Origin of the sequence: Nitrosospira multiformis (genome assembly GCF_900110185.1) — a bacterium.
Taxonomy (GTDB): Bacteria; Pseudomonadota; Gammaproteobacteria; order Burkholderiales; family Nitrosomonadaceae; genus Nitrosospira; species Nitrosospira multiformis_A.
On sequence record NZ_FOCT01000002.1, the window covers coordinates 22,639 to 47,952 of the forward strand.

28 protein-coding genes, 1 tRNA gene, 1 pseudogene and 1 riboswitch are annotated in these 25,314 nt (G+C 54.4%); of the genes and pseudogenes, 10 read left to right on the forward strand and 20 right to left on the reverse strand.

The features are described from left to right. Position 1: 1 nt before the first annotated feature. The 7 genes from BMY01_RS02390 to BMY01_RS02420 form a co-directional block, all read right to left on the reverse strand. Positions 2–1,096: an L-threonylcarbamoyladenylate synthase gene (locus BMY01_RS02390; RefSeq protein WP_074743998.1), complete on the reverse strand. Its 1,095-nt coding sequence runs from the start codon at positions 1,094–1,096 to the stop codon at positions 2–4. Continuing rightward, positions 1,096–1,848, reverse strand: coding sequence for an endonuclease/exonuclease/phosphatase family protein (locus tag BMY01_RS02395; protein ID WP_074744000.1), 753 nt, complete (start codon positions 1,846–1,848; stop codon positions 1,096–1,098). Before BMY01_RS02395 ends, BMY01_RS02390 begins: the two co-directional genes overlap by 1 nt. 36 nt (positions 1,849–1,884) lie before the next feature. After that, a complete protein-coding gene (nadA, locus tag BMY01_RS02400) occupies positions 1,885–2,985 on the reverse strand; it encodes a quinolinate synthase NadA (protein ID WP_074744002.1) in 1,101 nt (366 codons plus the stop codon). Between the two features lie 167 nt (positions 2,986–3,152). Then, positions 3,153–3,623, reverse strand: coding sequence for a dihydroneopterin triphosphate diphosphatase (gene nudB / locus BMY01_RS02405; RefSeq protein ID WP_175463192.1), 471 nt, complete (start codon positions 3,621–3,623; stop codon positions 3,153–3,155). A 117-nt stretch (positions 3,624–3,740) separates the two neighbouring features. Continuing rightward, on the reverse strand, positions 3,741–5,507 hold the full coding sequence (gene aspS, locus BMY01_RS02410; protein ID WP_074744004.1) for an aspartate--tRNA ligase: 1,767 nt from the start codon (positions 5,505–5,507) through the stop codon (positions 3,741–3,743). A 27-nt stretch (positions 5,508–5,534) separates the two neighbouring features. After that, entirely contained in the window at positions 5,535–6,203 is a 669-nt protein-coding gene (locus BMY01_RS02415) for a DUF502 domain-containing protein (protein ID WP_074744006.1), read from the reverse strand. A gap of 28 nt (positions 6,204–6,231) precedes the next feature. Further along, the gene (locus BMY01_RS02420; protein WP_074744008.1) at positions 6,232–6,519 is read right to left on the reverse strand and encodes an FmdB family zinc ribbon protein; all 288 of its coding nucleotides are present in this window, start codon (positions 6,517–6,519) and stop codon (positions 6,232–6,234) included. 145 nt (positions 6,520–6,664) lie between these two features. On the opposite strand from BMY01_RS02420, the gene BMY01_RS17700 reads away from it, so the two are divergent. Then, complete coding sequence (locus BMY01_RS17700) at positions 6,665–6,811, forward strand: hypothetical protein (protein WP_175463193.1); 147 nt, start codon at positions 6,665–6,667, stop codon at positions 6,809–6,811. A 233-nt stretch (positions 6,812–7,044) separates the two neighbouring features. Here BMY01_RS17700 and BMY01_RS02425 read toward each other — a convergent pair whose 3' ends face one another. Then, complete coding sequence (locus tag BMY01_RS02425) at positions 7,045–7,239, reverse strand: hypothetical protein (RefSeq protein WP_074744010.1); 195 nt, start codon at positions 7,237–7,239, stop codon at positions 7,045–7,047. Between the two features lie 145 nt (positions 7,240–7,384). On the opposite strand from BMY01_RS02425, the gene relB reads away from it, so the two are divergent. Further along, positions 7,385–7,612, forward strand: coding sequence for a type II toxin-antitoxin system RelB family antitoxin (gene relB, locus BMY01_RS02430; protein ID WP_074744012.1), 228 nt, complete (start codon positions 7,385–7,387; stop codon positions 7,610–7,612). A 64-nt stretch (positions 7,613–7,676) separates the two neighbouring features. On the opposite strand, the pseudogene BMY01_RS02435 reads toward relB, so the two are convergent. From BMY01_RS02435 to BMY01_RS02480, 10 genes and pseudogenes are all read right to left on the reverse strand, one after another. After that, positions 7,677–8,111, reverse strand: a pseudogene (locus tag BMY01_RS02435) (HD domain-containing protein); the annotation flags it as partial. Between the two features lie 368 nt (positions 8,112–8,479). Then, positions 8,480–9,256 carry a hypothetical protein gene (locus tag BMY01_RS02440; RefSeq protein ID WP_217638604.1) on the reverse strand — a complete coding sequence of 259 codons (777 nt, stop codon included), beginning with the start codon at positions 9,254–9,256 and terminating at the stop codon, positions 8,480–8,482. A gap of 433 nt (positions 9,257–9,689) precedes the next feature. Beyond that, positions 9,690–10,781: a redox-regulated ATPase YchF gene (gene ychF, locus BMY01_RS02445; protein WP_074744014.1), complete on the reverse strand. Its 1,092-nt coding sequence runs from the start codon at positions 10,779–10,781 to the stop codon at positions 9,690–9,692. Between the two features lie 226 nt (positions 10,782–11,007). Next, positions 11,008–11,583, reverse strand: a complete 576-nt coding sequence (pth, locus tag BMY01_RS02450) for an aminoacyl-tRNA hydrolase (RefSeq protein WP_074744016.1) — start codon at positions 11,581–11,583, stop codon at positions 11,008–11,010. A 171-nt stretch (positions 11,584–11,754) separates the two neighbouring features. Further along, positions 11,755–12,441, reverse strand: a complete 687-nt coding sequence (locus tag BMY01_RS02455; protein WP_074744018.1) for a 50S ribosomal protein L25/general stress protein Ctc — start codon at positions 12,439–12,441, stop codon at positions 11,755–11,757. A 155-nt stretch (positions 12,442–12,596) separates the two neighbouring features. Further along, complete coding sequence (locus BMY01_RS02460; protein WP_074744020.1) at positions 12,597–13,547, reverse strand: ribose-phosphate pyrophosphokinase; 951 nt, start codon at positions 13,545–13,547, stop codon at positions 12,597–12,599. 106 nt (positions 13,548–13,653) lie between these two features. Then, positions 13,654–13,728, reverse strand: a tRNA-Gln gene (locus tag BMY01_RS02465). 1 nt (position 13,729) lies between these two features. Next, positions 13,730–14,614, reverse strand: a complete 885-nt coding sequence (gene ispE, locus BMY01_RS02470) for a 4-(cytidine 5'-diphospho)-2-C-methyl-D-erythritol kinase (RefSeq protein ID WP_074744022.1) — start codon at positions 14,612–14,614, stop codon at positions 13,730–13,732. Then, entirely contained in the window at positions 14,589–15,131 is a 543-nt protein-coding gene (lolB, locus tag BMY01_RS02475) for a lipoprotein insertase outer membrane protein LolB (RefSeq protein WP_175463194.1), read from the reverse strand. Before lolB ends, ispE begins: the two co-directional genes overlap by 26 nt. A gap of 193 nt (positions 15,132–15,324) precedes the next feature. Beyond that, positions 15,325–17,046 carry a tetratricopeptide repeat protein gene (locus tag BMY01_RS02480; RefSeq protein ID WP_074744024.1) on the reverse strand — a complete coding sequence of 574 codons (1,722 nt, stop codon included), beginning with the start codon at positions 17,044–17,046 and terminating at the stop codon, positions 15,325–15,327. A 226-nt stretch (positions 17,047–17,272) separates the two neighbouring features. Between BMY01_RS02480 and BMY01_RS02485 the strand changes: the two genes are divergently transcribed. The 7 genes from BMY01_RS02485 (at position 17,273) to BMY01_RS02515 (ending at position 22,838) form a co-directional block, all read left to right on the forward strand. Continuing rightward, positions 17,273–18,016, forward strand: coding sequence for an ABC transporter ATP-binding protein (locus BMY01_RS02485; protein WP_074744026.1), 744 nt, complete (start codon positions 17,273–17,275; stop codon positions 18,014–18,016). After that, positions 18,013–18,747, forward strand: a complete 735-nt coding sequence (locus BMY01_RS02490) for an ABC transporter permease (protein WP_074744028.1) — start codon at positions 18,013–18,015, stop codon at positions 18,745–18,747. Before BMY01_RS02485 ends, BMY01_RS02490 begins: the two co-directional genes overlap by 4 nt. Before the next feature lie 2 nt (positions 18,748–18,749). Further along, positions 18,750–20,102 carry a GldG family protein gene (locus BMY01_RS02495; RefSeq protein WP_074744030.1) on the forward strand — a complete coding sequence of 451 codons (1,353 nt, stop codon included), beginning with the start codon at positions 18,750–18,752 and terminating at the stop codon, positions 20,100–20,102. Positions 20,103–20,242: 140 nt separating this feature from the next. Continuing rightward, entirely contained in the window at positions 20,243–21,061 is an 819-nt protein-coding gene (gene mutM, locus BMY01_RS02500; protein ID WP_074744032.1) for a bifunctional DNA-formamidopyrimidine glycosylase/DNA-(apurinic or apyrimidinic site) lyase, read from the forward strand. A 14-nt stretch (positions 21,062–21,075) separates the two neighbouring features. Then, a complete protein-coding gene (gene proC, locus BMY01_RS02505) occupies positions 21,076–21,891 on the forward strand; it encodes a pyrroline-5-carboxylate reductase (RefSeq protein WP_074744034.1) in 816 nt (271 codons plus the stop codon). 54 nt (positions 21,892–21,945) lie between these two features. Then, positions 21,946–22,518, forward strand: a complete 573-nt coding sequence (locus BMY01_RS02510; protein WP_074744036.1) for a YggT family protein — start codon at positions 21,946–21,948, stop codon at positions 22,516–22,518. Between the two features lie 8 nt (positions 22,519–22,526). Further along, on the forward strand, positions 22,527–22,838 hold the full coding sequence (locus tag BMY01_RS02515) for a DUF167 domain-containing protein (protein WP_074744524.1): 312 nt from the start codon (positions 22,527–22,529) through the stop codon (positions 22,836–22,838). 75 nt (positions 22,839–22,913) lie between these two features. Here BMY01_RS02515 and BMY01_RS02520 read toward each other — a convergent pair whose 3' ends face one another. After that, positions 22,914–24,131, reverse strand: coding sequence for a hypothetical protein (locus tag BMY01_RS02520; RefSeq protein ID WP_074744038.1), 1,218 nt, complete (start codon positions 24,129–24,131; stop codon positions 22,914–22,916). 42 nt (positions 24,132–24,173) lie between these two features. Further along, positions 24,174–24,755, reverse strand: a complete 582-nt coding sequence (locus tag BMY01_RS02525) for a TMEM165/GDT1 family protein (protein ID WP_074744526.1) — start codon at positions 24,753–24,755, stop codon at positions 24,174–24,176. A gap of 8 nt (positions 24,756–24,763) precedes the next feature. Beyond that, positions 24,764–24,935, reverse strand: a riboswitch (yybP-ykoY riboswitch). Positions 24,936–25,114: 179 nt separating this feature from the next. On the opposite strand from BMY01_RS02525, the gene BMY01_RS02530 reads away from it, so the two are divergent. After that, on the forward strand, positions 25,115–25,306 hold the full coding sequence (locus BMY01_RS02530) for a hypothetical protein (protein ID WP_139176668.1): 192 nt from the start codon (positions 25,115–25,117) through the stop codon (positions 25,304–25,306). Positions 25,307–25,314 lie beyond the last annotated feature (8 nt).

Consider the following 25,314-nt stretch of genomic DNA (forward strand, 5'->3'; position numbering starts at 1 on the left):
TTTATCCAGTTTGCCCATAAATGGTTTCATTCTCATCCTCCCGCGTTCGGGATGAACTGCTTTGCTCACCCGTTAGTACTGCATTCGCACCGGAGTATGTCCTGCTGCTCGCGCGCTGCAGCCGGTCCGCGATTGCCACCCAGGCCGCCGTCTCGGGCGGCTTCTCCACCAACAACCGATCGAAGTGTTCCCGATCGAACCGGCGCAAGGTGGCATACAACTGACGCGCATATTCCTCCGGTTCCTCAGGCATCGCGGAAAATACGACCAGTTCATTTTCCGGACGATGCCTGGGTAGAGAATGCTCTCGCCGCCGCCAACCCATGACTGCTACCTGCCTACCTTTTGCTTCCAGCTCCAAAGCACGCTGCCATAAGTGATCCGCTGGCAGGAGCTCGAGCGGCGTCACGGGGGCGTAATGCGAAGGGAGAGCGCCCGGTACGCGTACAGAACGTTCTGCCTCTTGGGAAAGCACCACATTTCCATCCAATACTTCCGCCAGCGCTGCCAACTGGATGCCGCCTGGCCGCAATATAACCGCGGTTTGGCCTTCAAAACCCACAATAGTACTTTCCAGGCCCACCTGGCACGGCCCGCCATCCAGAACCATGTCCAGCTCGTCGCCAAACTCCTCACGCACATGCGCTGCCGTTGTCGGACTGACATGGCCGAAACGATTCGCTGACGGAGCGGCAAGTGCTCTGTCGGGCCCCAGCTCCCTCAGCAAGGCAAGCGCTACGGGATGATCAGGAACGCGCAATCCCACTGTATCCTGACCGCCTGTCACATTTTCCGGCACATGGCGACTACGTGGCAGTATCAGGGTCAAAGGGCCTGGCCAGAAGCACTCAGCCAGCCGCCACGCCTGCTGTGGCACCTCCCGCGCCCAATGCGATAACCGGGACGCATCGGCGAAATGGACAATGAGGGGATGATCCAGAGGACGCCTCTTGATTTCAAATATGCGCGCGACTGCAGAAGGATTGGAAACCTCAGCCCCAAGGCCATACACGGTTTCTGTCGGGAAAGCGACAACGCCTCCTTTTTTCAGGAGGGCGGCAACCGCGTCGATCTCGCTGTGCGATGCAGGAGGCATTATCTGAGGATCATCTGCGCCGAGAGGACTGCGTGATCGGAGATCTTGGACCAGGGGTGCCCCTGGTGCACTTGTGCCTTTTCGATATGAAAACCCCGCACATAAATGCGGTCAAGCCGGAACAACGGCAACGTGGAGGGATAGGTACGCGCCGGCCTTCCTTCGGTCAACTCGAAGACTTCCGCTAGGGCAAGCCGCTGGACCAGGATACGACTGGCTACTTCGCGCCAATCGTTGAAATCCCCGGCGATAACCAGCGGCGCGTCTTGGGGTACCAGTTCCTCGATATGCTTTTCCAGTAACTGTAACTGACGGGAACGGCCTCTTTTGAATAGCCCGAGGTGTACGCAGATGCAGTGAAGATTTTTCCGCCATTGCGGAATGCCTATTTCACAGTGAAGCAAGCCGCGCCTTTCGAAACGATGCGCCGAAACATCCACGTTGTCCCACCGCAGAATGGGATAGCGGCTCAGGATTGCGTTGCCGTGGTGACCCTCATCGTAGACCGCATTTTTTCCGTAGGCAAAATCCGTCCAGATCGAATCAGCCAGGAACTCGTACTGGGGACTCTCCGGCCAATTCTCGAAACGAGCTCCGTGACCCTTGTGCTCGCCAACCACTTCCTGCAAAAAAATGATATCGGCGTTGAGCGCGCGCAAGCTGTCGCGCAGCTGATGCACCATGACCCGCCGATTGAAATGAGAAAACCCTTTGTGAATGTTGTAGGTAGCAATATGCAGCTTATTGAGCATATGACGAACGGGACGGAGCGCAATTGTATTTTTTCATTATCGCGAAACCTCAAGCATGCGCTCCAGGGCACGTTTCGCCAGAACTGCATCGGCTGCCGGCACTTTGATCTGATTCACCACCTTCCCCGCAACCAGGTTTTCCAGCGCCCAGGCCAAGTGCTGCGGATCGATGCGCGCCATGGTGGAACACATGCAGATCGTCGATGCCATGAACTGGACGATTTTTCCCTGGACCTTGAACTCCTCGGCAATACGATTGACCAGGTTCAGCTCCGTCCCCACCAGCCAGCGTGTTCCTGGCTCCGCTTCCCGGATGGTCTTGATGATATAGTCGGTGGAGCCAACGTAATCCGAGTTTTTACATACCTCGAAACTGCACTCGGGATGCGAAATCACTTTCCCCTCGGGGTGCTGGTTGCGAAAACGAAGGATGTGCTGTGGCTGGAACATCTGGTGCACGGAGCAATGTCCCTTCCACAAGAGGATTTTCGCATTCCTGATCTGCTCGGGCGAAAGCCCGCCCATGGGCTCATCGAAATCCCATACCGCCATCTGTTCGAGTGAAATGCCCAGCTTGTGGCCGCTCCAGCGCCCCAGGTGCTGATCCGGAAAAAACAGTACTTTTTCCCTGCGGGAAAAGGACCACTGCAAAATTTTCATGGCATTGCTGGATGTGCAGACAATGCCACCGTGCTCACCGCAGAAAGCCTTGAGATCAGCGGCAGAGTTGATGTAAGTTACCGGCGTGACCACTTCATCGGGATCGAGCACTTCCGAGAGTTCATGCCAAGCGCGCTGCACCTTGAGAAGACTCGCCATATCCGCCATGGAACAGCCAGCGGAAAGATCAGGCAGAATGGTGACTTGCTCGGGCTTGGAGAGAATATCGGCCACTTCAGCCATGAAATGCACCCCGCAGAACACCAGATAATCCGCATCGGTCCCCGACGCAAGACGCGAGAGCTGCAGGGAATCCCCGGTAAGATCGGCGTGTTTGTATACATCCGGGCGCTGATAATGATGGGCGAGTATTACCGCGCGCTTTCCCAGCGCCGCTTTCGCCTGGACGATGCGTTGCTCGCAGTCATCGTCATTCAGATTGTCGAAACGTTCAAAGGCAATGGCTTCTGCTTGCATGGCCTACTCCGTTTTTCCTTTAAAAACCGCAGGTAATATAAGAAACTGTAGAGGTTCCAAAAGTATCATTGGACCAGCACACCCGTCATCGGTTCGATCGGGCTTCCTCGTTCCTCATTTTCGCGGGGATGCTTCCGCTGACTACCCCTACTGCCTTTTTCTGCTCTTTACTGCCCTTTATTACCGTTATTACCTTTACCGCCAGCTGTTGCCAATCTCCTGATCGCTTCGGCATTGCTTGGAGAAAATACTTTTTCCGCCGCCTCCTGCCAGGGGAGCCAGGCATGACGCAAATGTTCTCTTGCCGCAACGGAGACTGGGACAGGTTGCGGCACAAGCAGGCCAAAGACATGCTCGGTGTTATGGGTTACCTCGGGGGCGTAACGCCAGCGCCATTCCTCATAGATTTCATATTCGTTCACAATGTTCCAGTCGGTCAACTCGTAGCGGCTGGCATCCAGCCCGGTCTCCTCCGCCACTTCCCGTATCGCCGTTTGCACGAGTGTCTCGCCTTCGTCCTGGCTCCCGGTAACAGATTGCCAGTAGCCGGGATGGTCCGCCCGTTCGAGCAGCAGGATCTGCATGTCGGGCGTATGGATAATTACCAGAATGGAAACCGGAATCTTATAGATTCTCACTACCGTGCACCAGGAGTAGAAACGGAATCAGAAAATCTTCGCTTTTGGAAAAATGGTTTTCCCAATCTCCACGCTTCTCCGCTTCCACCCTGCACCCTTGCTTTATATCCTCCAGGATTACGCGTGGCGAAGCTTGATGTGAAGTTCCCGCAACTGTTTCTCACCCACAGTACTGGGCGCATGCGTCAGCAGACATTGCGCGCGCTGTGTTTTCGGAAAAGCAATGACCTCACGGATGGATTCGGCGCCTGCCATCATGGCAACGATCCGGTCGAGGCCGAACGCAATCCCGCCATGCGGGGGCGCCCCATATTGCAATGCTTCGAGCAAAAAGCCGAATTTTTCGTTTGCCTCGTCCGCTCCAATATTCAAGGCGCGAAATACCTTCGACTGTACTTCCTGGCGATGAATACGTACGGAACCGCCGCCAATCTCGGAACCATTCAGCACCATATCGTAAGCCTTGGATAAGGCCTTTTCGGGATCGGTCTCAAGCAGGTCCTCGTGACCCTCGGCAGGAGAAGTAAAGGGATGATGCAAGGCCTTCCAGCGGTTTTCCTCTTCGTCGCGCTCGAACATGGGAAAATCCATCACCCATAAAGGCTTCCACCCCGATTCCGCCAAGCCGCGATCATGGCCGACCCGGGCACGCAATGCACCCAGTGCCTCATTCACCACCTGGGCCTTGTCCGCGCCAAAGAAGATGAGATCGCCATCCTTCGCACCCGTGCGCTCGAGAATGATCTGAATCACATTCTCAGGGAGGAATTTCAGTATGGGCGACTGGAGGCCGTCCACGCCTTTTTCCAGCGCATTGACCTTGATGTATGCGAGCCCCTTCGCCCCGTATATCGCGACAAAACTGGTGTAATCATCAATCTCTTTACGCGACAAGGCCCCACCTTCAGGCACGCGCAATGCCGCTACACGCCCACCCGTTCTGAGCGCGGCTTCCCGGAACACCTTGAACTCCACCTCCTGCATTACATCGGTGAGTTCCGTCAGAACCAGCGGCACGCGCATGTCAGGCTTGTCCGAGCCATATTTCGACATCGCTTCGGCATGCGTCAGGCGTGGAAAGGGGCTGGGTAGATCGATATTCCTCACGCTTTTGAAGACTTTGCAGATCATCCCTTCCATCATCTGCATGATTTGTGATTCATCCAGAAAGGATGTCTCGATATCGATCTGGGTGAATTCGGGCTGGCGGTCAGCCCGCAGATCCTCGTCACGAAAGCATTTGGTAATCTGATAATAGCGGTCGAACCCGGAAACCATCAGCAACTGCTTGAACAGTTGCGGCGACTGCGGCAGTGCAAAAAAATGCCCAGTGTTGACGCGTGACGGCACGAGGTAATCGCGCGCGCCCTCGGGGGTCGATTTGGTGAGCATCGGCGTTTCCACGTCGATGAATCCATGCTGGTCGAGAAACAGCCGGACTGCCATCGCTACCTTGTAGCGCAGCCGCAGGTTTTCCTGCATCTGCGGACGCCGCAGATCCAGATAGCGGTGCTCCAGCCGTGTGGCTTCGCTCAGGTTTTCGTCGTCCATCAGGAACGGGGGCGTCAGGGAAGCATTGAGGATGTCGATCGAGCTCACCAACACCTCTATTTCCCCGCTGATGAGATTGGGGTTGACGGTCCCCGGCGGACGATGTCGCACCCGCCCGGTAATCTTGACCACAAACTCGTTGCGGATTTTTTCCGCGACCTGGAAAGCAGTGGGGTTATCGGGATCGCACACCACCTGCACCAGGCCCTCGCGATCCCGCAGGTCCACGAAAATGACACCTCCATGGTCGCGGCGCCGGTGCACCCAGCCGTACAGGATCACAGTCTGATCCAGATATTGGACGTCGATAAGGCCGCAGTAATTGGTGCGCATGGAAGATCGGTAATCAGAAAAAAGGAATCAGGGTTTGTCGCTCGATGCGGAACTGGCGGAACCTTGGGGATGCAGCAGCACTGCCTGCGGCTCCGCCGGCTTCTTGCCGTTGGTGGGAGTAACGACGCCCATCGAGATTATATATTTCAATGCCGCATCCACGCTCATGTCGAGCTCGATTACATCGGTGCGTGGCATCATCAGAAAGAAGCCGGAGGTTGGATTGGGCGTGGTCGGCACGTAGACGCTCACATACTCTCCCGTGAGGTGATTAACTACATCCCCACCTGGATAGCCCGTCATGAAGGCGATGGTCCAGGAACCCTCGCGCGGGTACTGCACCAGCAACGCCTTGCGAAAGGCTTCCCCCTGGCTTGAAAACAGCGTGTCGCTGACCTGCTTCACGCCGTAATAAATCGATTTCACGACCGGGATGCGCCATAACACGCCTTCCCAGAAAATCACCAGCCGCTGCCCGATGATGTTGGTGGTGAAGATGCCGGTAAGGAAAACAACCAGCAGCGTCAGCACCGTGCCCACCCCGGGAATGTATATGCCTACGAGGTTTTCGGGACGCATGCTCGACGGCAGGAGCAACAGCGACTGATCCATGGTGCTGATCAGGAATTTCAACGCCCAGGCAGTAATACCCAGAGGTACCCATATGAGCAGCCCGGTGATGAAATAGCGTTTCATGTCATTAATCAGCCCGATCCGTCACTCGTCAGTCAGTCGTGCAGGCGGGACATGCACTATCCCCGACCGGAGCGCTCTCGCTCTTCGCCATGCACGTATCCGCATCGGCCTTGGGCTTGGACTGCCCGCCGTTCTTGTTCTTGAAATCGGTGACGTACCAGCCGTTGCCCTTCAACTGAAAACCCGCAGCCGAAATAAGTTTGTTAAACGCATCGCTGCCACAGGCGGGACAAGCTGCCACCGGCGCATCACTCACCTTTTGCAGATATTCCTTTTCGAAACCACAAGACCCACACCGGTATTCATAGATCGGCATGACAATCCTCCAACAAAGAAAGCTGAACGAAAAAAACGGGATTATACCTTAAGGAGCCCCCGAACAAGTTACTGCCCTGTCCCGCACGGCAGCCTCTTTGCTCACCTCAACTCGAGCGATTCAAACAAAGGAGGCAGATCCGGCTATGCCGATGGTTTGTGGCCAGGAGAAAGCGCTGTCACCCCGGTTATCCGGACCAGCACCCTTTACGCTGACAACACTTCTTACCCATCCTGCCTGGGCCGAGGCAACCAACTCTCGTATGACTACGGCCAATACCTTGGCAACCTGAGGGATACCCTTTCTGGGATTCCATGCCTCCTGTCAGGAAAATATGGGTGCTTGCGATAATTACAAGAGGATAATTTCAAGAGCGCGTGATGCGCGTAGTATGAACGGGCAGAACAACAGGGAGTAGTAGTTCGGGCTACGCCCGGTAAATTACCTTCTGCATTATTGTCAGCCGGAACCTGACCTGCGATCGATGCCACCTTCTTCCCCTTGCCGCAAGCCAAGCCCGCTGCTTCAGTTCACGCTGATCGTATAATCGTCCCGATTATGGGAGCGAAAGGGACTCTCCTGGCAAAACCGGATAAAGGCCACTTCTTCAGCCTCGGTCTTCGAATTGGCTTCAATTTCATAATCGGCAAGAAGGCCGCTGAAATTGGGACGGTCATCAATAGACGGCTCAACAGGCGTGATGAGAACTTTATATATCATTTCATCCCCCTTTTTGGCTTTGACATTGTTCGGGCATTTTTAATTCTAGGGTATATAGCCTGTTATTGCTGCTCATGGACAAGAAAGTGTCAGACCAGAAATTCAGATACAATGAATACCCGCATTTAATCCAGGGATAATACCCATGCCCACTTCAATTCGCCTTACCCCCGAGATCGAGGAGCGGTTGAACTTCCTCGCCGCACAAACGGGACGTTCCAAGGCTTTCTATCTTCGGGAAATCATCGAACGCGGGCTTGACGACATGGAAGATTACTTCCTCGCGGCAGACGTGCTCGAACGCGTGCGCAAAGGCAAGGAAAAATCTACTCCCCCCACAGAAATAAAGAAAGACCCTGCTCTGGAGGATTGAATAAACGGATATCCATCTCCATCACCAAGTCTGCTTGCTCGCGAGGTCATTATATTCACAGGGTTCAGCAGATTTCACGCTGGCGTTCGACCAGTGCATCGAAGACAGCTTCAAGCTGTGGATGGACGCCCTGGATCCCGGCAACAACCTTTCCCACCCAGGAAAAGTAATCGCGCTTTCGTTCTGCCGACCAGTCAGCGGGCAGTGCTGCCAGAATATCTCGGAGATGGCAAATCTTGTCGGCCAGCTGCACGATCTTAGCTTCGCGCGATAGGGGAGGGGCGTTATCAATCTGGGCTTGCTTGGGAACCTCTTTGGGCAAAGACTTATCGTCAGTGACCCCGAGGACAATGGGCACCACATCCTGACCGAACAATACTTTCAATTCCTCTGCGGATGTTTCCGTATCTTCGACAGTATTGTGCAACAAGGCCGCACAAAGCACATCGGCTTCATCAGTCCCGCCCTCATCGGCGAGTACGTTGGCGAACGCAATAGGATGGTTGACTACGGCGAGGCTTCAGCTCTTGCGTCGCTGGTTCTTGTGCTTCTCGGCAGCAAACAGTACTGCTTTGAGAACGATTGCTGTGCTCAACGAAACCGAATTCTTCTTACTCACCATACTTCTGCCTTGCTAAAGGCAGTATGTCAATAGAGCTAGGCATTAAACAGTAATTGCGCTCTGAAACCCACCGACTATAGATCACGTATTCAGCGATCCCACTTTATACCCGCTTTTACCGAACTGGAGCTTCATCAACCCATTAAGTAGGGGCTTCCGCAGCAAGGCGTCCTCTCCCCCATGCTATCGAGCGTAGAAAAAAATTCGCACGTATGAGAATCCTCCAATACAAGTCCATCATTCTTCTAGAAGAACGCCTCTTGAATCAATGATGACTGTTCTATCGGCAGTCTTAACCCATAAGTCGTACTTACGTTATCAACCAACTCCAGAAACCATGCTGGAGCACGAGGTGAAACAATTACTCGCTCTATAAGTTTCTCTACGTTGCATGGAATTGCCAAACCTAAGCCACCATGTTCTGGCTTCATCAACAATGCACGTACCTCTCGTTCATATTCGAATGATTTCTGTTTTCGCCAAAACGCATCGTTCACGTCCACGAAATCACGGTGCAAATCGACATACTGGACTCTGCCAATCTTGATTTCCGGATCCCTACCCAGGGCATGGTAGAGGCGTTTGTATGTCGTTCTTATAGCAATCCCATTATTCATCGAAGATGAATAGAGCTTCCACATCGCTTCCGATTCAAACTCGTTCTCGTGCCAGCAACTTATAAACGTTTTTTTTCGATCAAGTTCCCCACCTTCTTCAAGCTGGCGCAGCAATCTTACGGCCTCAGACTCGACCTCCTCATCTGATAGGGGTGGGCGAATATTGGTAGGAATAGTGCGAAGTGAGCGACGAAAATCCTTCAGAAAAAACTCGTCCCATAACCATTTATTCTTTCGTAACCCTTTTGCTCCCTCCCAAATATCATCAAAACAAACGGCGCTTGGAAAATATAAGGCCTTTGTGGCGAGAAGGCTAACGAACTTTGTGAAGTCTATATATCTCCATAGCACGCTTTCTTCCTCTGGCACTTTATAAGATATAAGAGTGAGCCATGAAACATTCACGCCATACGGGTTCCGCTAGATATGGAGCGCAGTCTTCACATACGTACATCGGGTGGCCAATGCTGTCAAATCCCCAATGTGAGACTTCCAACTCCTTGAACTGGTATCCACATTTGGTGCAATTGCCATAATGCTCGAACGCAAAACGTTTTAATTCAATCGAAAGCTTGTCATTGGGTTCTGGCGCAAGGCGTCCTGTTTCAATCGTTATCACACAGTACTCGGAGGTGAAAGTTTGATGAGCAACAACTTAAAACAATTTTCCTACATTTCATTCTAGTTTTTATTGCTGAACGGGTTCCATTGGACTTTGGCACACCTGCCCGTCGGCCTTAAATGCCCTATTGGGCTACATAAAACAACAAAGCCCAGTTTTTACTGGGCCTTTTATTTCTCCTGTATGGCGTTGGACGCTATAAGACAAGGACTCAGGCTAGACATTAAACCTAAAATGCATCACGTCCCCATCCTTGACAACATACTCCTTGCCTTCCAGCCGCATCTTGCCTGCTTCCTTGGCGCCCTGCTCGCCTTTGCAGATAACGAAGTCGTCATAGCTGATGACCTCGGCGCGGATAAAGCCCTTTTCGAAATCGGTATGGATGACAGCAGCCGCCTGGGGCGCAGTATCCCCTTTTGATATAGTCCAGGCGCGCACCTCTTTCACCCCGGCGGTAAAGTAGGTCTGCAACCCGAGCAATTGATAGGCAGCACGCACCAGGCGATTGAGTCCCGGTTCTTCCAGGTTCATATCGGCGAGAAAAACCTGCTTGTCCTCATCCGGCATCTCGGCAATTTCGGATTCGAGAGCGGCACAGATCGCAACGACAGGTGCGCCCTCGCCTGCCGCATATTCTTCCACCCGTGCCAGCAGCGGATTACCGGTGAACCCTTTTTCGTCCACGTTCGCTACATAAATGGCGGGTTTGGCGGTGAGCAGGCATAGCGGTTTGAGCAGTTCCTGTTGTTCTCTATCCAGTCCAAGGCTTCTGACCGGCTTACCCTGGTCTAGGTGTTTTCTTACCCTTTCCAGCAACGCCACGAACTTGACCGCTTCCTTGTCCCCGGACCTAGCAAGCTTGGTTTCCCGTTGCACCACCTTTTCGACGGTTGCCAGATCGGCGAGTGCCAGTTCGGTCTGGATGGTTTCGATATCCGAGATGGGATCGACCTTGCCGGAGACGTGCACCACGTTGTCATTCTTGAAGCAGCGCACCATGTTGATAATACCGTCGGTTTCACGGATGGTGGCAAGAAACTTGTTGCCCAACCCCTCTCCCTTCGAGGCACCTGCGACAAGACCGGCAATATCGACGAATTCAACCACTGCGGACTGCACCTTTTGCGGCTTGACGATCGCAGCAAGTTCAGTCAGACGAGAGTCGGGAACTTCGACGATGCCGACATTTGGTTCGATGGTGCAGAAGGGGTAATTCTCGGCAGCTATGCCAGCCTTGGTGAGGGCATTGAAGAGGGTGGATTTTCCGACGTTGGGCAAGCCAACAATACCGCATTTCAGGCTCATGGTTTGATTTGATTACTCGTTTTAAGACGGGCTGTAATGGTTAAAGGGGTATGAGAGTTTGTTCCGTCATTCCCGGTCAGCAGGCCAAATCCCCGTTTTTTGATCATCCTCCCTGACGGGCCTTTCCGAACGCCATGCGACCCTTCCACAAGCTCAGGGTGAATGGGGGAGAAGATAGAATCAAGAGGAACGAAACTGTCCCTGACCCCATGGCAACCTTGAAATATCAGCTTTGCTTCTGGGTATGCAGCTTCATCATTGCGGCCTGATAATTGCCTTCTGCGATGAGGGGCCAGACTTCCAGGCTGTCGTTTATGGCCAAGTCGATCAGCGCCGCTTCTTCCTTGCGCGGAGGCTGCAATACGTAATTCACGACGGCATGCTTTTCTCCCGGATGGCCGATGCCGATCCGCAAGCGCCAGAACTCCCTGGTGCCGAGATGCGTGACAATGTCTTTCAAACCATTGTGACCGCCCAGCCCCCCGTCGAGCTTCAGCCGGGAGACGCCCGGTGGCAAATCCAGTTCGTCGTGCACTACGAGCATCTGTTCAGGTTGAATCCGGTAGAAACGGCACAATGCAGCCACTGCCCTTCCGCTGGCATTCATATAAGTCTGGGGATTGAGCAGCCACGATTCAGAATCGCCCCGCCCGATACGAGCGCATAAGCCGTGAAACTTGGCATCCGCCTTCAGCGTGACACCCAATTGATCCGCCAGGCGCACTACCCACCAGGCGCCAGCATTATGGCGGGTTGCCGCATATTCCCTACCCGGATTGCCAAGGCCGACGATGAGTTTCACTGGATAAGACCCGAATCATTAAAACGAAAAGCCCGCGAAGCCACAATGACCCCAACGGGCTGAAAAACCAATGCGATACGACTTGCGGATGCCAGCGAACTAAGGAGATGCTCAAGGCCCGCTCCGGGGTCGCCCCTTCCTGCGGAAGGCACTGCTCCGCCCCCCGCGGTCTTACTTTTTCTTTCCGGCGTCTTTTTTCTCGCCTTCCTTGGCGACGCCTTCTTTCTTCTGTACGGAGGTGGGTATGTCTCCCGCTGCCACACCCCCGGCCCCTTCCTCAGCCGCTACCCCACGCGGAATGGCGATGGTCGCCACGGGCAGGTCTTCACCTTTCATCAGCGCCGGAATTTCAACCCCTTCAGGCAACTGCAGGTTGCTCAGATGTATGGTATTGCCGGCTGCAAGTTCACCCACATCGACGGAAATGAATTCAGGCAGATCCTTTGGCAGGCAGGAAACATCCAGCTCGGTAAGCACGCGGCTTACCAGCCCGCCAGCCAGTTTCACCCCTGGGGCAATATCTTCGTTGATGAAGTGCAAGGGCACTTTCATATGGATTTTCTTGTTCGAAGCGACGCGCTGAAAGTCGATATGCAGCACCTGGGGCTTGAAGGGGTGCATCTGTATATCCCGCAGCAGCACCTTTTCTTTCTGCCCCTCCACACTCATCGTCAGGATGGAAGCATGAAAGGCTTCCAGTTTGAGCTGGTGATAAAGATTGTTGTGATCGAGTTCGATCGGCTGCGCCGGGTTTTCTCCACCATAGATGATTCCCGGCACCTTGCCGGAACCCCGCAGGCGGCGGCTCGCACCTTTGCCCTGCAATTCGCGCTTATCGGCGCTGATTTCAATTTGCATCTACTTTCTCCAGAATGTGGATCATCCGCGACCAGATGAATCCGATTAATAAACTTGTATATTGCGCTATCTATTCAAATCATCAGGCTATTCTCAATCAGCCGTGCTTCCCGGTTTTGCTTCTTCATACCATATTGCAAAGCGTGGAATTCGCGTTACTCCATGAAAAGCGAACTTACGGAGTCTTCGTTACTGATCCTGAGCATCGTTTCCGCGAGCAGGCTTGCCACGCTCAACTGCTCTATGCGGGCACATGCCCTGGCATCCTCCCGCAGCGGAATGGTGTCGGTGACAACGAGCTTGTCCAGGGCGGAACTCTCGATCCGCTCCACGGCACTGCCCGACAGCACCGGATGCGTGCAATAAGCCAGCACACGTTCTGCTCCCTGCTCCTTGAGCGCACGCGCTGCTTCGCACAGTGTATTGGCAGTATCCACCATGTCGTCCATGATCACACAGGTGCGCCCGTCTACCTCGCCGATGATGTTCATCACCTTTGCTACATTCGCTTTGGGACGCCGTTTGTCTATGATCGCAAGATCGCACTCGAGCCGTTTGGCCATCTGGCGTGCGCGCACTACTCCACCCACATCAGGAGAAACCACCACCAGATTCTTGAAATCATTTTTCCAGAGATCGCCCAGCAGGATCGGCATGCTGTAGATGTTATCCACCGGGATGTCAAAAAACCCCTGGATCTGATCCGAATGCAGATCCATCGTCAGCAACCGGTCTATGCCGACACTGGTCAGCATGTTTGCCACTACCTTGGCCGTGATGGGTACCCGCACCGAGCGCGGGCGCCGGTCCTGGCGCGCATACCCGAAATAAGGCATAGCGGCAGTGATGCGCGTCGCCGAGGCGCGCTTGAGCGCATCCACCAGCACCAGCAATTCCATCAGCGTATCGTTGGTGGGCATGCAGGTGGATTGCAGGACGAATACATCCTTGCCGCGGACATTCTCGAGGATTTCTACCATTACTTCACCATCGCTGAAGCGGCCAACCGTGGCACGGCCGATGCGAAGATTGAGATGCCGCACGACATCCTGCGCCAGCTTGGGATTGGCGTTGCCCGTGAAAACCATCAAGCTATCGTAGGCCATGAGGAAACCTAAAAGTCCGAAAACGCGGAACCGGCAGATGGGGAATTCATGGAAGCGAACAGGAACTGGCGGCAGGCCAGCCTGGACGAATCATGGAGTTGAAAACTGGCTGGGGAGGTAGGGATCGAACCTACGAATGCCGGAATCAAAATCCGGTGCCTTACCACTTGGCGACTCCCCAATTATTGTTCTGCAAAATCATGCAAGGGATGGCGATCAAGTCCCTGCGCCACAAAACCCTTCATACCGTATGGAACCTTCCCTAGTGCCGTTCTGGCCCCGGATTCGGTCACAAACTCAGCAAAAACGCACGCGCCTGAACCCGTCATGGCGGCCATCCTTGCGCCTTCGAGCTGCCGCAGCCACTTGAGATGGCGTGCTACCTCGGGGTATGAAGCACATACCACCGGCTCGAGATCATTATGCCCTTGCTCGGTGGAAAAGGGCGGTATTTTGATCGGAATCGTGTTTCGTGTCAATTCCTTACTCGAAAAAACCTGTGCCGTTGAGACATGCACTGGCGGCGTGAGTATCAGGTACCATGCCGGGGGTAGCGCGATCGGCAGGAGTTTTTCGCCGATGCCTTCGGCAAAGGCATTTTCACCGAAAACAAATACGGGAACGTCCGCCCCCAGCTCCGGGGCCAGTTTCAAAAGCTGATTCCGGCGCCAGCCCAACTTCCACAAGCGGTTCAGCGCCAGCAATGTCGTGGCTGCATCCGAACTGCCGCCTCCCAGGCCGCCGCCCATCGGAATGCGTTTTTCCAGAAAAATGTCCACTCCCCAGGGAGCACCGCTTTCACGTTGCAGCAGCTTTGCCGCGCGCACGCACAAATCCTGCTCTTCCGGCACGCCTAGAGTGGGGGTATGCAGCTTGATCACACCGTCCGCGCGCAGCCCGAAATGGAGCTGGTCGGCGAAATCCACCAAACGGAAAACGGTTTGCAGAAGATGGTACCCATCCTCCCTGCGTCCCACTACATGCAGGAACAGATTGAGTTTGGCAGGGGCGGGACAGGTCAGTTCCACCTGCGAATCCGCTTCAGTCGTTGACAGTATTCCATTCATCTATTACCAGCCTTATCCGCAAACCGTTACGGTTAAGTGTCAGCAGTCTGGCACGCTCAGCCTCTGACTGTGGAGTTTCAGCAGCTACCACCGGCGAGTAGCCTGAATAGGCGATCTCCCATCCGTCCTGACGAATGGCTGCCACGCGGCCCATGATATCAAGGTCGATTTCGGATGGCGTGTCGGGCGAATTCGTGCCTTGCACCCAGTACTGCAAACCGGAGAGCGGCAAGCGCCAGCCCAATACCCGTTCTGTGAGTTCTTCCACATTATCGGCGTAATAATGTTCCTGCTCGGCAGTTATGAGAGACACACCATCGGTTGAGCGCTCAATCTGTCCGACAGCCTGACCTATGGGGGAGAGAAGGAGAATTTGATCGCCGTCCTGCATGTGGCGCCACTGAACTCCACCGGAAAAACCGTCTCTGCCTTCTTTCACCGATACCCTGCCAATCAGCCGGAAGCCCGCGCTTTTCGCTTCCAGCGCGCCGGGTTCCATGATAACGGTGCTGGCCACATTCTTTTCTTCTGGAGCAAGGGTCGCACAACCTAAAAAAAAGGCAGGCGCCAGAAAAACAACATGCCATGAGCGCAAGGAGCGAAAGGAGGACAGGGGAAATCTTCCGAAATTTTTCAACTTCGGACAAACCGGGGTCACAGGGCGAACAGGCTGCGAATCAGCGCAGGGCATCCTCTATTCCGCCCTCGCGCTACTTCATGAACTTCTTCATCACACCAATCAACGCTTCGTTGCCGGGGTGATTCTTGAGCGCCGTCTGCCAGATCTCTTTCGCTTCGTCCTTCATTCCCTGCACCCACAATACTTCCCCCAGGTGAGCAGCGATTTCCGGATCGGGATTCATTGCAAACGCCTGTCGCAGGTAGCTTAATCCCTGGTTGATGTCCCCCATGCGATAATGCACCCATCCCAGGCTGTCGATGATGTACGGGTCGATAGGAGAAAGCTTGATCGCTTTCTCGATCAGTTCCAGCGCCTCCGGCAGGCGCCGGCTGGAGTGCTCGGCAATTCCGTAACCCAGGGCGTTGTAAGCGTGGGCATGGTCGGGCCTCAGTTGGATCAGTTTGCGCAGATCCTGCTCCATGATATCCGCCTTGCCTATTTTCTCCGCAGCCAGGGCACGGTCATAAAGCAGCTCGGGGGAATCGGGAAGTTTTTCAAGACTGCTGCTCAGGAGCTGAAAGGCTTTCTTATAAGCGCCCGACTCGCGCAACAATTGCGCCTCGGCGATGATCACCTGCGCCCGCTGCTGATCATTGGCCACCGGCAGTTGCTGCAAGTGCTGGAGGCCCTCCTTCATTTTGCCCGTTCTGCTCAACAGAATGGCATATTTGATCTGTGCCGGGATAAACTGGGTTCCATCCGTAACCGAACGATACCAATTCAATGCCTGGGGGATCTGCTGTTTTTTTTCACTGATGCCGCCGAGATAAAAGCGCACCATTCCCGGGTCCCGATAACCCAGTTCCAGCGCTCTTTTGAAATTCGACTCGGCTACATCGTAGTTCTGCAGCTCCAGGGATAACAGGCCGACGGCAATGGCAACATCCGGGTTATCCGGATTTTCTGTCAGCAATTTCTGGAACTGCTCGCGGGCTTTGCTATAATCTCTTTCAGCCAGCAGCAGGCGTGCATAGGTGATGCGTGTATCGTTGGCTTTGGGATAGCGCTTGAGATAATCGTCGAAAAATTCGATTGCGCGGGCGTTGGATTCGCGCGCCAGAATACGTCCTTCGTAAATTGCCGCCATCTCCCACTCCGGGCGCAGCGCCAGCGCTTTTTTCATCTCTTCCAGAGCGGTGTCGAAACGCTCGGCAAACCACGCTGCCTGGGACTCGGCAAAATGCGCTTCCGGCAGATCGGGATAAGGTTGCGCGAGCTGCTTTACCAATTCGAAGATTGCATTCTTATTGGGACTGCGCACCAGCAGGCTGTTCAGTTGCATGAAAGCATCATCGATCTTGTCTCCCGCAACCGCCAGCAATTTTTCCAAATGGGGACGGGCCTCATCCAATCTGTCAAAATGCACCAGCAATGCAGCCATCATCTGACGGGCTGGAATCGATTCCGGATCGAGTTCTGTCCAGATTTTTGCCGCTTCGAGGGCGAATGCCGGCTGGCGCGCCTGAAGCGCGGCTTCCGTAGCGCGCTGGGCCACCCGCGGATCCTGAGTGTTTTTTGCAAGCTTGAGATAGGTACGAAGACCGATTTCCGTGTCACCCCGCTGCAGCGCTGTCTCCGCCAGCAGAAAATCGAACAGCATGGAGGGGGTCAAATCCTGATGGGGTACTCTTGACTGCTCTGACTCCTTCTTCTCTGCCGGTTTTTCCGCCGTGAGAGGAGTCTTGGCAGGAAGATGTGAACAGGCGGCAAGAAAGAGCAGCGGTAATGCGCCGGGAACTTTAAGACTCATGCGGAAATCCGGAAGATTCGAAAAAGAGGCTGCAAATGGATGGGCTTTCCTTCAGTACAGCCCACATATTAGGTATATTTTACGCTTATCACAAGTAGACACCTGAGCCGTAACATCTGCTTGCAAGGATTTACCGGAGGTCGCCGCTCCATGATTACGCACTGCGTTCCCCTGAAATGAAAAAAGAACTTCGATTCATCCACCAACCTGAATCATTGATCTTGTCATGTCTGCAAAAACAGAACAGAAAACCATTTCAGCGCATGGTCTGAGCCGTTATTTTGGCGCTCGCACTGCCGTTGACCAGGTCAGCCTGGAACTGCGGCAAGGGGAAGTGCTTGGTCTCCTTGGACCCAATGGCGCGGGCAAGACGACGATTATGCGTCTCCTCACCGGGAATCTTGCTCCCAGCACCGGCAAGGTCGAAATCTGCGGCATGGATCTGCAGAAGCAAACACTCGGAGCGAAAGCATGTATCGGCTATCTGCCTGAGGTACCCCCTCTCTACCGGGAGCTAACGATAGATGAGTATTTACGGCTTGCCGTGAGATTGCGCCGTCTCGCCCGCTCGAAAACAGATGATGCAATCAGGAAGGCCGTGGAACGTTGCGGACTGGAGAATGTGCGCCGACGGCTGATCGGTTCTCTGTCAAAAGGCTACCAGCAGCGCGCAGGTATCGCCCAGGCCATCATTCACGATCCCGCAGTCATCATTCTCGACGAACCGACCTCGGGGCTGGATCCCAACCAGATGCGCGATGTCCGGTCACTCATCCGTGAACTTGGCGCAGTGAGAAGCGTGATTTTTTCAACACACGCCTTATCGGAGGTTGAGAGCGTGTGCGACCGTGTGCAGATCATCAACCACGGACGACAGGTGTTCGAGGGTTCGGTGGATATGATGAAGCTGGAAGGAACCCGGCTCGAAGAGATATTCACGCAATCCACCCTGGAGAAAATTGAAACTTGATTACGATCATTGCCCGGAAGGAGTTGGGAGTATTGTTCGGGTCCCCTTTGGCATGGGTAATACTTGCGCTGGCGCAACTGGTATTCGCCTGGTTCTACCTGGCGAATCTTGAAAGCTTCCTGCAGGTTCAACCGCAGCTGATAAGAATTGCCCACCCGCCAGGAGCAACCGAAGCAATTGCGGCTCCGTTATTCTCCATAGGCGCAGTCGTGCTGCTGATGATAACGCCGCTTTTGACCTCCCGTCTCATTGCTGAGGAGCGCCGCAATCACACTTTACCTTTCCTGATTTCCGCACCTGTTTCAATGACGGAAATTGTCCTGGGAAAGTTTCTCGGCCTGATGATTTTTCTGTCGGCCATCATCGCCCTGATTGTCGCATTGGCGATTTCCCTGCTTGCGGGAGGCAGACTGGATTTCGGCTTGTTGCTGAGCAACGTTGCGGGGCTGTGGCTTCTCTCAGCTTGTTTCGTTGCGCTCGGATTATATATCTCCTGCCTCAGCACCCAACCTGCCATCGCGGGAGCAGCGGCCCTCTGCATACTTTTCGCGCTATGGATAATGGATAACGCTGAAAGCGGAGAAAACGGCATAACCCGCAGCTTGTCCCCGTTCGCTCATTTTGAAAATTTCAACCGGGGAATGATCGATACATTCGACCTCGCTTATTTTGCTCTTTTCATTTTCTTTTTTCTGGCCTTATCCGTTCGCTGGCTGAAACTGTACAGGTAGGTATGCATCTCAAGAGGAAAAAACTGCGATTGCGCGGGACACAAAGCGCAACATTTCTGATAACGCTCATACTGCTGGTAGCGTTGCCCGGTTATCTGGCCTGGGAGAATCGGGTTCAGTGGGATGTCACCCAGAATGAACGCAATAGCCTGAGCCCGACCAGCCTGGAGGTGCTAAAGCAAATGGAAGGCCCCCTGCTGGGAAGCGTCTACATATCCCCTCAGGATGCTCAACTTGGCAATGTGTCCAAAATCATCCGGGACTTTCTGACACCTTATCAGCATGCCAAGCCTGATTTCGCTGTCACCTTCATCGACCCCTCCGAGCACCCCGATCTGGCACGGGAGGCAGGTGTCGAGGGCAACGGCGAAATGATCGTCGAATATAACGGCAGGGTGGAACAGCTGACTACATTCAATGAGCATGCGCTGATCAACTTGCTGATGCGCTTGATGCGCACCGGCAGCAGGCCCGTGGTCACGCTGAGCGGCCATGGCGAACGCAGGCTGGATGGTATTGGCAATCGCGACCTCGGGGAATTTGGGCAGCAATTGACGGCAAAAGGCTTCAGAATTCAACCGCTCAATCTGGTCACCACTCCTGAAGTGCCCGCAAATGCGAGCTTGCTCATCATTGCTTCGCCTCAGGCCGATCTGTCCGAGGGCGAAGTCGATCGAATACTCGCGTATATCGAGCGCGGCGGTAATCTTTTATGGCTGCTGGACCAGCAACCTTTGCACGGATTACAGCCACTGGCGGAAAAACTTGAACTGACGCTGACGCCCGGCGTGGTGATCGACCCCCAGGCGGGACAGTTGAAAGCACCCGTTACTTTTTCTGTAGGCGCAACCTACGGCGAACATCCCATCACTCGCAACTTTGATTACCTCACGGTATTTCCTTTTGCGCGCCAGATCACAATCAACGAAAACGATACATGGCACAGCCTCTCGCTGGTGGAGGCCGGAGAAAACGGATGGGTGGAAACAGGCGATCTGAAGGCCGGCATCGCATTCGATGCGATGTATGACGTATCCGGTCCAGTCAGTATCGCGGCTGTGTTGAGCCGCACGGTGAATGATCAGGAGCAGCGGGTCGCCGTTATCGGAAGCGGTTATTTTCTCGCCAATGGTTACCTCGGCTATGGCAGAAATCTTGATTTTGGCGTCAACCTCGTCAACTGGCTTGCCGGCGATGAAGACCTCATCGCTATCCAGCCACGAACGACCATCGACAACAGCTTGACCTTGAAGGAACCAACACTGACGATAATAGCCTGGGGATTCCTCATCGTGATGCCGCTGATTTTCCTTGGGAGCGGGATGATGATATGGTGGCGGCGTAAAAGAAGATAAAGAATGCTTCTCCCTGCTTTTCGCTCAGGATACGGAGCAACCGATCAGCCCCGGTGAATCCGCAATCCTGGACAGCGTTGCCCCTACCTTGACCATACCCGGCGACCTCTTTATCCCAACATTCCATCCCGACATTCGAATTGCCTGAACTGCCTGAAGTCGAAGTTGTCCGTCGCGGCATCGCCTCTGGACTCGAGGGACGCAAGATCGCCGGCTTGACGGTACGAAACCCGAATCTACGCTGGCCGGTGCCGGACCTTGAGCGAACGCTTTGCGGCCTGAAAATCAGAACGGTAACGCGTCGCGGAAAATACCTCTTGCTCGACTGCGGTGCTGGCACGCTGATCTTGCATCTCGGCATGTCCGGCAGCTTGAGATTGCTTCCCCTTACAGCTAATATCGCCCCACAGAAGCACGACCATGTCGATCTGCTCCTGGATAACGGCATGGTTCTCCGTTTTCGGGATCCTCGCCGCTTTGGGGCTGTGCTGTGGACTGCGGGAAATGCGGCCGACCACCCCCTACTGTCTCACCTGGGACCCGAGCCTCTTACCGAAACATTCGACGGAAAGCTGCTGTACAGAAAAACCCGAAACCGTAGCGCCAGCATTAAAGAGGTATTGATGAACAGCCGCATTGTCGTCGGCGTCGGAAACATTTACGCAAACGAAGCGCTCTTTCTTGCCGGTATTCATCCCGCCCTCGCTGCCGGCCGGATTGGAGCGAGGAGATGCGCGGGATTGGCACAGGCAATCAAAGAAACTCTTGGGCGCGCGATAGAAGCAGGCGGCAGCAGCCTGCGCGATTTCGTTGGCAGCGATGGCAATCCCGGATATTTCCAGCAGCAGTATTGGGTTTATGGGCGGACCGGGCAGCCTTGCCGGAAATGTGGTACAAATATCGAACAGATCAGGCAGGGGCAGCGTTCGAGTTTTTATTGCCCGCGTTGCCAGAAATAAATTCACTGGGATACATGAATATTACATTCATTGGTGGTGGCAACATGGCTTGCGCTCTGATTGGCGGGCTGCTGCAACAGGATTATTCACCGGCACAGATACGGGTAGCGGAGATCAACGCTGAAACACGCGACAGAGTTCGGCGTGAGTTTGGCGTGGAGGCGGTGGCGGAACTTGCGCGGGGCATGATCGACGACAGGGAGATAATCGTGCTCGCCGTAAAGCCGCAGCAGCTCTCCATCGTGGCGCGCGGGCTCGCGCCGCTGCTCGAACAGAATCTTGTCATCTCGATCGCCGCCGGTATTCGGGCAAATGCTCTTTCACATTGGCTCGGCGGCTATATTCGCATCGTGCGCGCCATGCCCAATACGCCTGCGCTCGTTGGCTCCGGCGTTACCGGGCTCTATGCAATGGCGGGCGTGAACGATGAGGAGAAACGTGAGGCGGAGGCCATACTCGGCGCGGTCGGCACTGTGCTATGGGTTGAAAGCGAGGAACTGCTGGATGCAGTGACTGCCACCTCAGGCAGTGGTCCTGCTTATGTATTTTACTTCATCGAGGCCATGCAAAAGGCAGGACAGGAACTGGGGCTGGATCTGGACCAGGCGCGCAAACTGAGCATTGAAACCTTTCTTGGAGCCGCCAGGCTCGCGAGCGAGAGCACGGATGAGGCAAGTGTTCTGCGCGCGCGGGTCACATCGCCCGGCGGTACGACGGAACGCGCGATAAGGTCGCTGGAAAATGACGATGTCAAAAACGGAATCATCCGGGCAATCCGTGTCGCATATCAGCGGTCACGCGAGATGGGCGACGAACTCGGCCGGACATGACAGAATAGAGAATAACCCATGCGCAAAGTGGCGCAGTAAACGGATAATACTTTCATGATCAGTCAGATGCTCATATTTCTGCTCGATACCCTGCTGGGATTGTTTTCCCTGGCGCTGCTGCTGCGCTTTTATATGCAACTGGTGCGCGCGCCGTATGGAAACCCGCTCTCGTCATTTCTGATTGCAATAACCGATTTTCTGGTCAAGCCCGCACGGCGCGTCATTCCCGGTTATCGCGGCATGGATCTTTCAACGCTTTTGCTGGCATGGATTGCTCAAGTCATGTTGCTGGGGAGCGTGTTAATGCTGAAGGGTTACGACTTCAGCTCCACGATGGGCACTGCCGTGGGCGGACTGGCGCTCCTAGGGTTGGTGGAAATCATCAAGACGACGCTTTACATCATCATGGTGGCGATCATCATCCAGGCTGTGCTTTCTTGGATTAATCCCTACAATTCGCTGGCCCCGCTGCTCGACAGCTTTACCCGGCCGTTTCTGGGCGTTATCCGCGAGCACATTCCTCCCATCGGAAATATCGATCTCTCGCCGCTGTTCGTATTGATCGTCATTCAGTTGCTTCTTTTTGTAACGGCGGGAATGGAGCGGGAAGTCAGTCGCTTGTTCTGACCGTGGAAATGGCTTCAAGCGACGAATGGTATCGCAGCGATGATACCGGAAAACGCCTGATTCTCACTCTGCACATACAGCCCGGTGCAAGGCGTACTGAAGTCGTCGGCCGGCACGGCGATGCCCTGAAAATCAAACTTGCCGCCCCGCCGGTAGAAGGTGCAGCGAATGCTGCTTTGCTCGCGTTTCTCGCTGGGGTTTTTGGAGTGCCTCAGCGTCAGGTAATACTCAGGCAAGGAGCCAGATCGCGACGCAAAATCGTTGAAATCGATGGGACGGCCTGTGGAGCCGATACGCTATTGAAGCAAACCACCAGTTGATACTTCGGCTATCCGCAATTGTTGCAAGCTCCCGATTCGAGCATTTCATGGGCAAGCACTTTCGAAAAGCGGTCGTTATTTTGCGATCGTGATGCTTGGCACCCCCGAGCGCGGCAGATCCGTAACCGTCATCTGGAACAGAAGATACAGCAGCTGGAAGGCGCTCCGGTTCCAGCGCGCCAGGGGTCCCCGGGTGTGTACCGAGTAATACTGATCATAGACGCGCACCCACAGATCGGCTTCTCGGGGAGCCGAGTCCGTCACCGACAGTTTCATGGTATCAACAGGATTTTCATCATCCTCGAGGGGCGGTGTACGGACGTCTTTCTCCACATGATATTCCGGCTCGTCGCCCAGGGTGCGTCCGAGGAAATTGAGAATGGCATGGAAGCTGCGGAGACGGAAAATTCCTTTCATGGGCCACTCTCCGCCAAAATGATTGGGGCGAATATCGAAAGCGACATCATTGGGACTCCATTCACGCGCCTCATTGCTCAAGCGCTTACGCTCCTCAGGTGAGAGGATGTTGGGGTCATAATTGGTGATGAGAATAGGTCCCGCTGCCTGCTTGACCAGGATATAAGTGTTTTCCTGCGCGTCATAGCGTACGGAAAACTCTCTCTGCAGAGCCTGAAAACCTTCTGCCGTCACCGAGCCGGCGGGAATAGCCCAGGTCTGCTCCAGAATCAATGGCTCCGCATGAAGGTGGTTATGATCCTGTATGGCGGACAAGTGCAGCACCACGCGCCTGAACATGCCGTAGCCGGGCGAATCAAAGGGCCGATTGCGATAGGAAATCTGCCGCCCTTCGTTATCATTGACACGCACTTCCTGGGCCATCATCCGCATCAGGAGATCGATATCGAAACGCTGACGGAGCAAAAGCGTGAGTTTGTTTTCCTGAAATGGGGTGAGCAGACGCCGGGTAAATTCCTCTCCCTCTACCGGAACAATGGTGATCGTGGGATTTTCCGCCACACTTCCCCCAAACACAGGCATAAGTATGCCACCAGCATTTCCCGTCAATGCTGGAGTGGCGCCGGCATTGACACGGAAATCGAACGTTGCTGCAACGTTCGATACGCCGGTGAAGTGTACGGGCTGATTATGATAAGCACGCGCTATGTTCACCAGCAGTTGTCTGGAGGCGGCACCGGTAGTCGCGTCGTCATAGGCGTCGACCGCCCGATTGAGGGCAATGGGGGATGCGCAGCCGCCCACCAGGAGCAGAAGCAGGAGCAGGCATGGGGGCTGTGGCAAGATGCTTGCGTGTCCGGTAGGGAAAAAGGTCATTCGTCTTGTTCTCTTTTTTTGCCGGATTATTTCCGGAATCTTTCAAAGCGCCAAATTTTTGCTCGCCTCAAGCAGGACTGCGCTACCGATAAGGACAAACACAGCTGCTGCAATTCCACGCACGAGGCGCGCCGGAATCCGGTTCGCCAGGCGTTCGCCCAGATAGACTGCCGGAACGTTCGCGACCATCATCCCGAGTGTGGTGCCTGCAACCACCGCGGAAAACATCTGATACTGCGCTGCCAGGGCCGCAGTTGCAATCTGCGTCTTGTCGCCCATTTCTGCAAGGAAAAAAGCCAGGAGCGTCGCACTGAAAACACCGGCGCCATCGCCCCCGGTTTCAGACTGCGCTTCATCGAACTGATCGGGAATGAGTGTCCAGATCGCCATGCCGACAAATAGCAGGCCCAGTATCCAGTTCAGGGTGTCGGGGCCAAGTTGCGTGATGATCCACGAACCGATTGCGGCAGCGAAGGCATGGTTCAACAGGGTAGCGACGAGTATACCGAGCACGATGGGAACCGGCTGGCGAAATTTTGCCGCGAGGATAAAGGCGAGAAGCTGCGTTTTGTCGCCAATCTCTGCGAGTGCGACAACGCCAGCCGAAACAAGGAAAGCTTCCACGTTCTTACGCTCCAGGCCGGACAAGAATCGAGACCACGTTTCTCCCGGGGCTTCCGGAGACAATGTGGTCAAAGGTCTTGCCCAGGCACGGAACTGCTTGCACCACGACCGGACGGGTCAAGTATGTTGATGCAAGCCCTTCGATTCGACGGAAGGAGGCTACTCCCCGATGACGGGAATATTCTACTTGCCGAATAAAACCTTGTCCATGTCAAGCCGATGCTCATGTGCAGGTAACGACTCTACCGGAAACTCACCGTGATTCTGCTAATCTGGATTTATATCGTGCATGAACCAGGTTTGCGGAAGAAAGGCATTTTGCATTAAATATTTACCATGAGATGGACGAGGAGTACTCCATGTTCAGAAAGAATCTCCCACAGCGTGACAACAGGAGTCTCGAGAACGAGGTCATCCTGGCCGTGATCGCGCTGTACCTGTTGCTCGCACTCGTTATGACCGTCGTGCACTACATACAGCCGTCGGAGCAGACAGTAGCCACATCTTCCATGTCGCCCTCCCATCGGGAAAAAGCCGAAGCAAAAAAATAAACTGAAAC

Bases quoted from the DNA above. Each gene is read 5' to 3' on its own strand.
- BMY01_RS02420 (WP_074744008.1), bottom strand. From the start codon at position 6,519: ATGCCGATCTATGAATACCGGTGTGGGTCTTGTGGTTTCGAAAAGGAA.
- ychF (WP_074744014.1), bottom strand. From the start codon at position 10,781: ATGAGCCTGAAATGCGGTATTGTTGGCTTGCCCAACGTCGGAAAATCC.
- BMY01_RS02395 (WP_074744000.1), bottom strand. From the start codon at position 1,848: ATGCTCAATAAGCTGCATATTGCTACCTACAACATTCACAAAGGGTTT.
- BMY01_RS02415 (WP_074744006.1), bottom strand. From the start codon at position 6,203: ATGAAACGCTATTTCATCACCGGGCTGCTCATATGGGTACCTCTGGGT.
- aspS (WP_074744004.1), bottom strand. From the start codon at position 5,507: ATGCGCACCAATTACTGCGGCCTTATCGACGTCCAATATCTGGATCAG.
- BMY01_RS02480 (WP_074744024.1), bottom strand. From the start codon at position 17,046: ATGAGTCTTAAAGTTCCCGGCGCATTACCGCTGCTCTTTCTTGCCGCC.
- BMY01_RS02485 (WP_074744026.1), top strand. From the start codon at position 17,273: ATGTCTGCAAAAACAGAACAGAAAACCATTTCAGCGCATGGTCTGAGC.
- nadA (WP_074744002.1), bottom strand. From the start codon at position 2,985: ATGCAAGCAGAAGCCATTGCCTTTGAACGTTTCGACAATCTGAATGAC.
- BMY01_RS02530 (WP_139176668.1), top strand. From the start codon at position 25,115: ATGTTCAGAAAGAATCTCCCACAGCGTGACAACAGGAGTCTCGAGAAC.
- ispE (WP_074744022.1), bottom strand. From the start codon at position 14,614: ATGAATGGAATACTGTCAACGACTGAAGCGGATTCGCAGGTGGAACTG.
- BMY01_RS02455 (WP_074744018.1), bottom strand. From the start codon at position 12,441: ATGCAAATTGAAATCAGCGCCGATAAGCGCGAATTGCAGGGCAAAGGT.
- BMY01_RS02515 (WP_074744524.1), top strand. From the start codon at position 22,527: ATGGCTTCAAGCGACGAATGGTATCGCAGCGATGATACCGGAAAACGC.
- relB (WP_074744012.1), top strand. From the start codon at position 7,385: ATGCCCACTTCAATTCGCCTTACCCCCGAGATCGAGGAGCGGTTGAAC.
- BMY01_RS02510 (WP_074744036.1), top strand. From the start codon at position 21,946: ATGATCAGTCAGATGCTCATATTTCTGCTCGATACCCTGCTGGGATTG.
- BMY01_RS02495 (WP_074744030.1), top strand. From the start codon at position 18,750: ATGCATCTCAAGAGGAAAAAACTGCGATTGCGCGGGACACAAAGCGCA.
- BMY01_RS02425 (WP_074744010.1), bottom strand. From the start codon at position 7,239: ATGATATATAAAGTTCTCATCACGCCTGTTGAGCCGTCTATTGATGAC.
- proC (WP_074744034.1), top strand. From the start codon at position 21,076: ATGAATATTACATTCATTGGTGGTGGCAACATGGCTTGCGCTCTGATT.
- BMY01_RS02520 (WP_074744038.1), bottom strand. From the start codon at position 24,131: ATGACCTTTTTCCCTACCGGACACGCAAGCATCTTGCCACAGCCCCCA.
- BMY01_RS17700 (WP_175463193.1), top strand. From the start codon at position 6,665: ATGCCGATGGTTTGTGGCCAGGAGAAAGCGCTGTCACCCCGGTTATCC.
- BMY01_RS02390 (WP_074743998.1), bottom strand. From the start codon at position 1,096: ATGCCTCCTGCATCGCACAGCGAGATCGACGCGGTTGCCGCCCTCCTG.
- BMY01_RS02460 (WP_074744020.1), bottom strand. From the start codon at position 13,547: ATGGCCTACGATAGCTTGATGGTTTTCACGGGCAACGCCAATCCCAAG.